Below are 7,129 nucleotides of genomic sequence, written 5' to 3'. Positions count from 1 at the left end.
CATAAAAGAAGAAAAACGGTCCCAATATTTCCACAAAGCAAAACCCGCAGCAAGGATGACAGCCTCAACAGCAGCAACCACAGCCCCTATTGGGGTAAAAATACCCCCACAACAGAGGAAATACCCACCCCAACCACTTCGATCACTGTCCCGATCCAACCAAAGATACTCACCAATGCTGCACCTGAAACCGCAACCCCTCGAAATGCTGCCATGAGTAAAGTCATCGGGTGAAAAAGACGCAGCGCGCTCCCACCAAGCCCTGCCATCGGCTGCACGGGTGCGCACCACATTGACAAAGCGCCACAATGGGTCACTGGAGGTGGTGTGGTTGCCCCATAAAATACGTCCATTGGCGACAATTTTTCCATGGGCATTTTGGCTAAGCCGTGCTGGAATAAAGGTAGCAATATCGGCTTGGTTAAGGCGATTTGCTTCATGATCGATTTCCCCATCAAAATAGCTAATGGGGCGCGCTGTTCCTAAAATGCCTTTGACATCTTGGTTGGAGGGAAACCAAAAAACACCGCCCCTTTGCTTGTCGCGTTTGATAAACATGGCGGCAGCAAAGGGACTTGCTGGTTTAACACTCCAACCACCATCACTATTTGCCACCCAGACAAAGGAATCAATCAGGTAACAAAAATGCAACAATTAAACTTCCCCCTGAAGATATAGCGGAACTCGTAGCAGAGCTTGATAAAAAGTTACAAGAGCTTGTTCAAAACATCAAAGATAGAGAAGAAATAGAGCTTACCTTGCCTCTTTTTAAAATTGCATTTAAAACGTTAAATAGAGGTTGGAAAAGCACTCAAGAACTACACAAATCCAACCTAAGCATCATTATACAATGGAAAATGAAGGTGCATTTCTCCTTACATTAAGATTTTTAATAACACTTTGTTTTTAACATATTATATCTTTTTTTGCTTTTTGGGCTGATTTTGGAGCGAACTTCACAATTTATAGATTTTTTTCAAAGGGGCTTAAAAGGCGGTCTTCTAGGCTTTCACAGAGTTTTTTTAAATCTTCAAAGCCTTTTCCTATTTTCCATTGAATCACAGTTTTTTCTCATTTTCACTCTTTTTTAGATGTCAAAATCCATTTTGATAAAACGCGCATTTAATGGTGAAAATTAGTCATAAAAAATCATAAATTTCCACCTATTCCCACTTAAAAAAACTCCTGTCAAACGACAAACTTTCTTTTTTGTATATCCACAGCAGCATGGATACTGCTATTCTTTATTGCTCATTTCCTCTCTTCTTGTTTCTTTTTTCTAATATTTTTTCCATTCTTTTTTCTTTTTATAACTCAATAAAGTTTATCTCTAAACAATGCACAATAATAACACTATGATCTAAAATCAAATAAATATAAATAATTTTTAATATTATAAAATAATTTATATTTATTTCATAATGAATAATATTCAAAACATTATGTATTTTTATAAAAAATATTTTTCTACTTTACATAAAAATAAAAACAATCTATTGGTCCCCAAAGTAGAAAACCATTCATTTGATATCCTTCTTGTAAGCGGGGAAGGAATGCGTGGGGCTTATAAGTTAAGGAAAATATCTAAATGTTTAAAAAATCTCTTTTATCCGGCACAGCTGCCGTAGCTATCATGCTGTTTAGCACTCATTTCAGCGCATATGCGACAGTCCTCAGTGCTACAAGTAATGAAGAAGTAAAAGATGTCTCCGACGACGCATCCGAAAAAAACTATGATGCGATTAAGGCAACAAATAGTGGAAAAATCATTGGCAAGGATATAAAAGTAACCGCTCCTGAATCTGAAAAAACTGGTGTAACATCTACAGATCTTGGTAGCGAAATTACGTTAAAAGGCACAACAACCATTGAAAAAGCTGTGGATGGGATCCTAGCAAAAACAGGTGGTAAAATCACCAGCGAAGATTTAAAAATAAAAGGAGACGATACAGGAACAGGTGTAACAACCACAGATCCTGATAGTACAGTTGAATTAACAGGCACAACAACCATTGAAAAAGTTGCAAACGGATTTCGGGTAAATAAGGGCAGTAAAGTCACTGCAAAAAATGTAACGATAATCCTTCCTGAAGCTAAAGAAGACAGCATTGGTATACTCGTCGATGGTGCTAATAGCGTGATTGAATTAACGGGTCAAACAACCATTAAAGACATTGCTGGCAGCGGTCTTAGGGCAACAACTGGTGGCAAACTCGTTAGTAAAGATTTAACAATAACGGGCTCTCAGAACGAAAAAAATACCAATAGCACCGGTATAGCAGCCTACTTGCCAAATACTATGATTGAATTAACAGGCAAAACAACCATTGAAAATATGGTAACTGGGCTTTATACAGCAGTTGGTAGCAAAATCGTTAGCGAAAATTTGACAATAACCGGCTCTGAAACTGAAAAAAAGAGTACTGGTGCAAAAGCTGACAACAACAGCGTCATTACATTAAAAGGCACAACAACCATTGAAAAAGTTGCAAACGGCCTTGATATACAAAATGCAGCTACAGTCAAGATGACCGATGGTTCCATTACAGCATCTCAAATAGGTGCCTTTTTCAACGCTAGCGGAAATGATGAAAATAAAAACACGCTGGAAAATGTAAAAATATCGAGCAGCAAAGATGACGCCTTGATAGATAAAGGAATAAGTGCCGAAAAAAGCACTGTGTCTTTAAACAATGTAACCGTCACTAAAGCGACAACAGGCATATTTGCTAATAATAACTCCACAATAACAGTCTCTGGAGGTTCATTCGACGGAAAAACTGATGGGGTATATGCTAAAGAAGGCAGCGCCATTACTTTGGACGAAAAAACTGCAGTTACATCATCTGATGGTTACGGACTTCATGCAGAAGGTCCAGCCAAAATCACGAAGACAAAAGGTGCTGTAAGTGGAAAACAAGCTGCATTATTTGCAGAAAAAGGTGGACAGATTGATGCCACAGATGTTGCTTTAACAACCACAGATGACAACGGAACTGGCGCAAAAGCCGATGGCGCTGACAGCGTCATTACATTAAAAGGCACAACAACCATTGAAAAAGTTGCAAACGGCCTTGATATACAAAATACAGCTACAGCAAGTATGACCGGTGGTTCCATTAAAGCATCTCAAATAGGTGCTCTTTTCAACGCTAGCGGAAATGATGAAAATAAAAACACGCTGGACAATGTAAAAATATCGAGCAGCAAAGATGACGCCTTGATAGATAAAGGAATAAGTGCCGAAAAAAGCACTGTGTCTTTAAACAATGTAACCGTCACTAAAGCGACAACAGGCATATTTGCTAATAATAACTCCACAATAACAGTCTCTGGAGGTTCATTTGATTCAAAACAAGCAACAATATTTGCGCAAAACGGCAGCACAATCACTATAAATGATTCTAAAATTACATCATCTGATAACACTGGGCTCCGGGCAAAAGACAATGGCACCATCAAAATGACGAAAGGAAAAGTTAAAGGAGGAATTTATGCAGCATTAACTGCTGAAAACGGTGGACATATTAATGTTACAGATGTTTCTCTCTCAGTAGCCACAGGTGGTGGAGCTGGTGCAAATGCCAGCGGACCTAATAGTATGATCGAATTGCACGGAACAGAAATTGATCATGCTTTTCTTGGGCTTTATGCAGAAAAAAATGCTATAATTAAAATGACCGGAGGAACTATTACAACTTCTACAGTTGGTGCTACCTTTTATGACAGTAAAAACAATGAAAATAAGTTGGAAGATGTGACAATATCGAGCAGTCAAAAAGATGAAACAGTGGTGTTTACAGGATTAAATTCCCAAGCAAGCAATGTCACTTTAAAAAATGTACACATTACAAATGCAAAATTCGGCGTATATGCAATGGATCATTCTAAAATCAAAATATCAGGAGGATCATTTGTTGGAAACGATATAGGGATTAACGCAGAGAGTGGCAGCACCATTGCTTTAAACAACAATGTTACAGTCGCATCATCTAGTGGTAATGGACTCCGTGCAGATGGTTCAGGATCTAAGATCACAATGGCAGGAGGAAAAGTAACAACAATAGGGAATACACAAACTGCATTATTTGCAGAAAAAGGTGGACAAATTGATGCCACGAATGTTGCTTTAACAACAGATGGCAAAGGAACCGGTGTAGAGTCCTTTGGTCCTGATAGCACAATTGAATTGCATGGCGATACAACAATTAACAATACTTTGAACGGTCTTGGAGCAGTTAATGGTGGTAAAATTACTAGTGAAAATTTAACCGTAGTCGGTGGTGAAACAATTGATCAAGACACCGACAAAAGCCGCTCTGGTGTATGGACAACGGACGCAGGGAGTGAAATTACGTTAACGGGCAAAACATCTATTAAAAATGTTGATGAAGGTTTTTATGCAGATGGTGGGAGTAAAATCATTAGCGGAGATTTAACAATAACCGGTGGTGAAAGTAAAAAAATAACCGTTGGTGTAAACGTTGCGGAGCCTGATAGTGCTATCGAATTAAATGGTAAAACAACCATTCAAAATTTTGATGTTGCTCTTACCGCAGGAAATAATAGCACAATTAAGATGATTAATGATGATATTGAAGCAGCACAGAATGCCATAGAAAACCAAATAGAAGCAAAAAAAATTGCACTAGTCGTAGCATATGGTGGACATATTGATCTCACAGATGTTTCTTTAACAGCAGGAGTTAGCGGCGTACAGTTCTTAGATCTCTTTGGTACCAAACTCGATGAATCAGATGATTCAAAAAAACATCCAAGTAGTGAAATTAATTTAACCAATGCAGATATTCACGTTGAAAATGGTACAGGAGTTCTCGTTGGGGCTCTCACTAACGATAACATTGAAGATACTCAAGAATTGTCAATCGGTACGCTCAATCTTAAAGATTCAAAAATTCATGCTGACGTATTATTAGGAGATGGCATTTTTTGGGACAAAATGTCATGGAAAGATAAAGAGTGGTGGGATGGTAAAGAGGTTAAAGCGATCTCCAACGGCACCTTCACCTTAAGCGCAGATCAGTCTATTCTAGAGGGCAGAGCAAATATTGCTAAAGACAGAAATGTGCACTTTGATCTAAAAAATAAGACAACATGGACGTTGAAAACCAGCACAAACGAAAAAGATGATGATGGCAATCTCCTTGATATCGCTCAAAGATCTCGTTCTGATATTTCCACGCTTAATCTCGATAACAGCTCCATTGTTTTTGAGAAACCAACAGACGATCACTACCAAACATTGCATATAGGTTCTGGTAAACCAGACACGCAAGAAGTCTACAATGCAACGGATGATGCGAAGATTTACTTCAACACGGCTTGGAGTGATGGTGCTGCAATAAATGACCAAAAAACCGATAGACTTTTGATCCATGGGGATGTCTCTGGCAACACATCAGTTTATGTCACGGGGCGCTTAGAAGAGAACAATATCGAAGCAAATACCTCTGCTGCTGCCAATGTCCGGGGTCTTTCACTTATTCAAGTTTCTGGAAAAGCAGAAGAAAACTCTTTCAAACTGGTAAATGGCTATACCACAAGAGGTGGTTTACCAGATATGTATACACTACGTGCCTATGGACCAGACTCAAGCCAAGGCAACGCCGATATTGCACAAAACCTCTTTGATGAAAAGAATGAAAACTTCTGGGATTTCCGTTTGCAACCCGAACTGCTTGACTCCAATTCTGGTTCAAATCCTGATCCTGAAACAAATATCCCTACCGTTGCCCTTGTACCACAAACAGCAAGCTATTTGGTCATGCCAAATGCTCTCTTCTACAGTGGATTAACCGATATGGCTAAACAAAACGCGCTTTTAGCCAATATCAGAACATCCGTCTTAGGAAAAGAAGAGGAGAAACAAACTGGTTTCTTCCTTTACACCTATGGAAGCACAGGAACTTTATCTTCTGAGCGTGGTCCTCTCAAATATGGTTATGGTGCTGATATCCGCTATGCTGCTCTCCAAGCCGGAGTCACATTGGCAGCAATTGAAGGGCAAAATACCACAACACATTTCGGTCTTGTAGGCACCTATGGGCAGCTGTCGTTCACACCAAAGGACATGAAAGATGCAGGAAAGAACACGCTGGATAAATGGGCCATTACAGCCTATGGCAGTATACAGCATAACAGTGGTTTCTACATCGATGCACTCTTGTCCTATGGTATCCTAAAAGGGCATATCGCCAATGCCATCAGAGGCAATACCGCAAAGTTGAACGATGCCAAAATGTTGAGTATCTCCACCACTGTTGGCAAAGAGTTTGTAACCGGAATGGAAGGCTTAACCTTTGAGCCACAAGCACAAGTTGCCTATCAACATTTGATGTTTAATACCATTGAAGATGCTGATAATTTTACCGTTGATATGAAAAATCCTTCTCAATGGTTAGTACGCATTGGTGGACGTTTGACAAAAACCATTTCCACTGAAAACAGCCGTCCTATGTCTTTCTATGGAAAAGTAAACTTGATCAAAACCTTTGGTGATGATGGTACCATTCATATTGGCAGAGATTTTGACCTTGATCCTATGGGACCTGCAATTGAAGGCGGCGTTGGCATTAATGCGCAACTGTCTCACAATTTCTCGCTTCATGGTGATGTAAGTTATCAACAAAAGCTTCAGAAAACTGGTATAAGTGGTGCAAGCTTTTCAGGTGGTATACGCTATCAGTTTTAAATCAAGGCTGTAAATAGCCTATTCATTCTATTCAATTTAACAAAAAGGCAGCACAATATGCTGCCCTTTTTGTACATTAAAGTCATCCTTTTTCCTTTTAAAGCACCCTTCCCTCTTTATACTTAGTTCTTTACGAAAATCTCCAAGACAAGACACAACAAACGCAACAGAGCACTTCCATCCCCAGTGGATGAAGAGTACTTCCTACTTTGAAAAAAAGAAAAGTCTATTAGAAATAAATTAATACCACTGTATTAAAAGATGAAAAACCACTTTAAGCCCAAGTAAGTTAGCTTTTTTACTAGCTTCTTCTACATCCTTTTTTTCCCTCATAACCCCAATTTGCGTCATATAATAATCCCTACCATCACGTAAAAACCACTATATCAGTATCTCACAATATTTCTCTGAATAATA

Annotated in this window: 1 protein-coding gene and 2 pseudogenes; 2 read left to right on the top strand and 1 reads right to left on the bottom strand. The window is 39.0% G+C overall.

Annotated features, from left to right (window positions below; all coding sequences use genetic code 11):
• Positions 1–147 precede the first annotated feature (147 nt).
• Positions 148–645: pseudogene (locus ACFINZ_RS05375) on the bottom strand (phage tail protein); the annotation flags it as partial.
• On the opposite strand from ACFINZ_RS05375, the pseudogene ACFINZ_RS05370 reads away from it, so the two are divergent.
• Both ACFINZ_RS05370 and ACFINZ_RS05365 read left to right on the top strand, forming a co-directional pair.
• A pseudogene (locus ACFINZ_RS05370) lies at positions 642–792 on the top strand (transcriptional regulator); the annotation flags it as partial. The pseudogenes ACFINZ_RS05375 and ACFINZ_RS05370 sit on opposite strands and share 4 nt — an antisense overlap.
• A 796-nt stretch (positions 793–1,588) precedes the next feature.
• A complete protein-coding gene (locus ACFINZ_RS05365; protein WP_375701213.1) occupies positions 1,589–6,712 on the top strand; it encodes an autotransporter outer membrane beta-barrel domain-containing protein in 5,124 nt (1,707 codons plus the stop codon).
• The last annotated feature ends 417 nt before the right edge of the window (positions 6,713–7,129 follow it).

Origin of the sequence: Bartonella sp. AA81SXKL, assembly GCF_042196945.1 — a bacterium.
Classification (GTDB): Bacteria; Pseudomonadota; Alphaproteobacteria; order Rhizobiales; family Rhizobiaceae; genus Bartonella.
The sequence above is the reverse complement of the archived record's forward strand: the minus strand, read 5'-3'. Positions and strand labels throughout refer to the sequence as shown.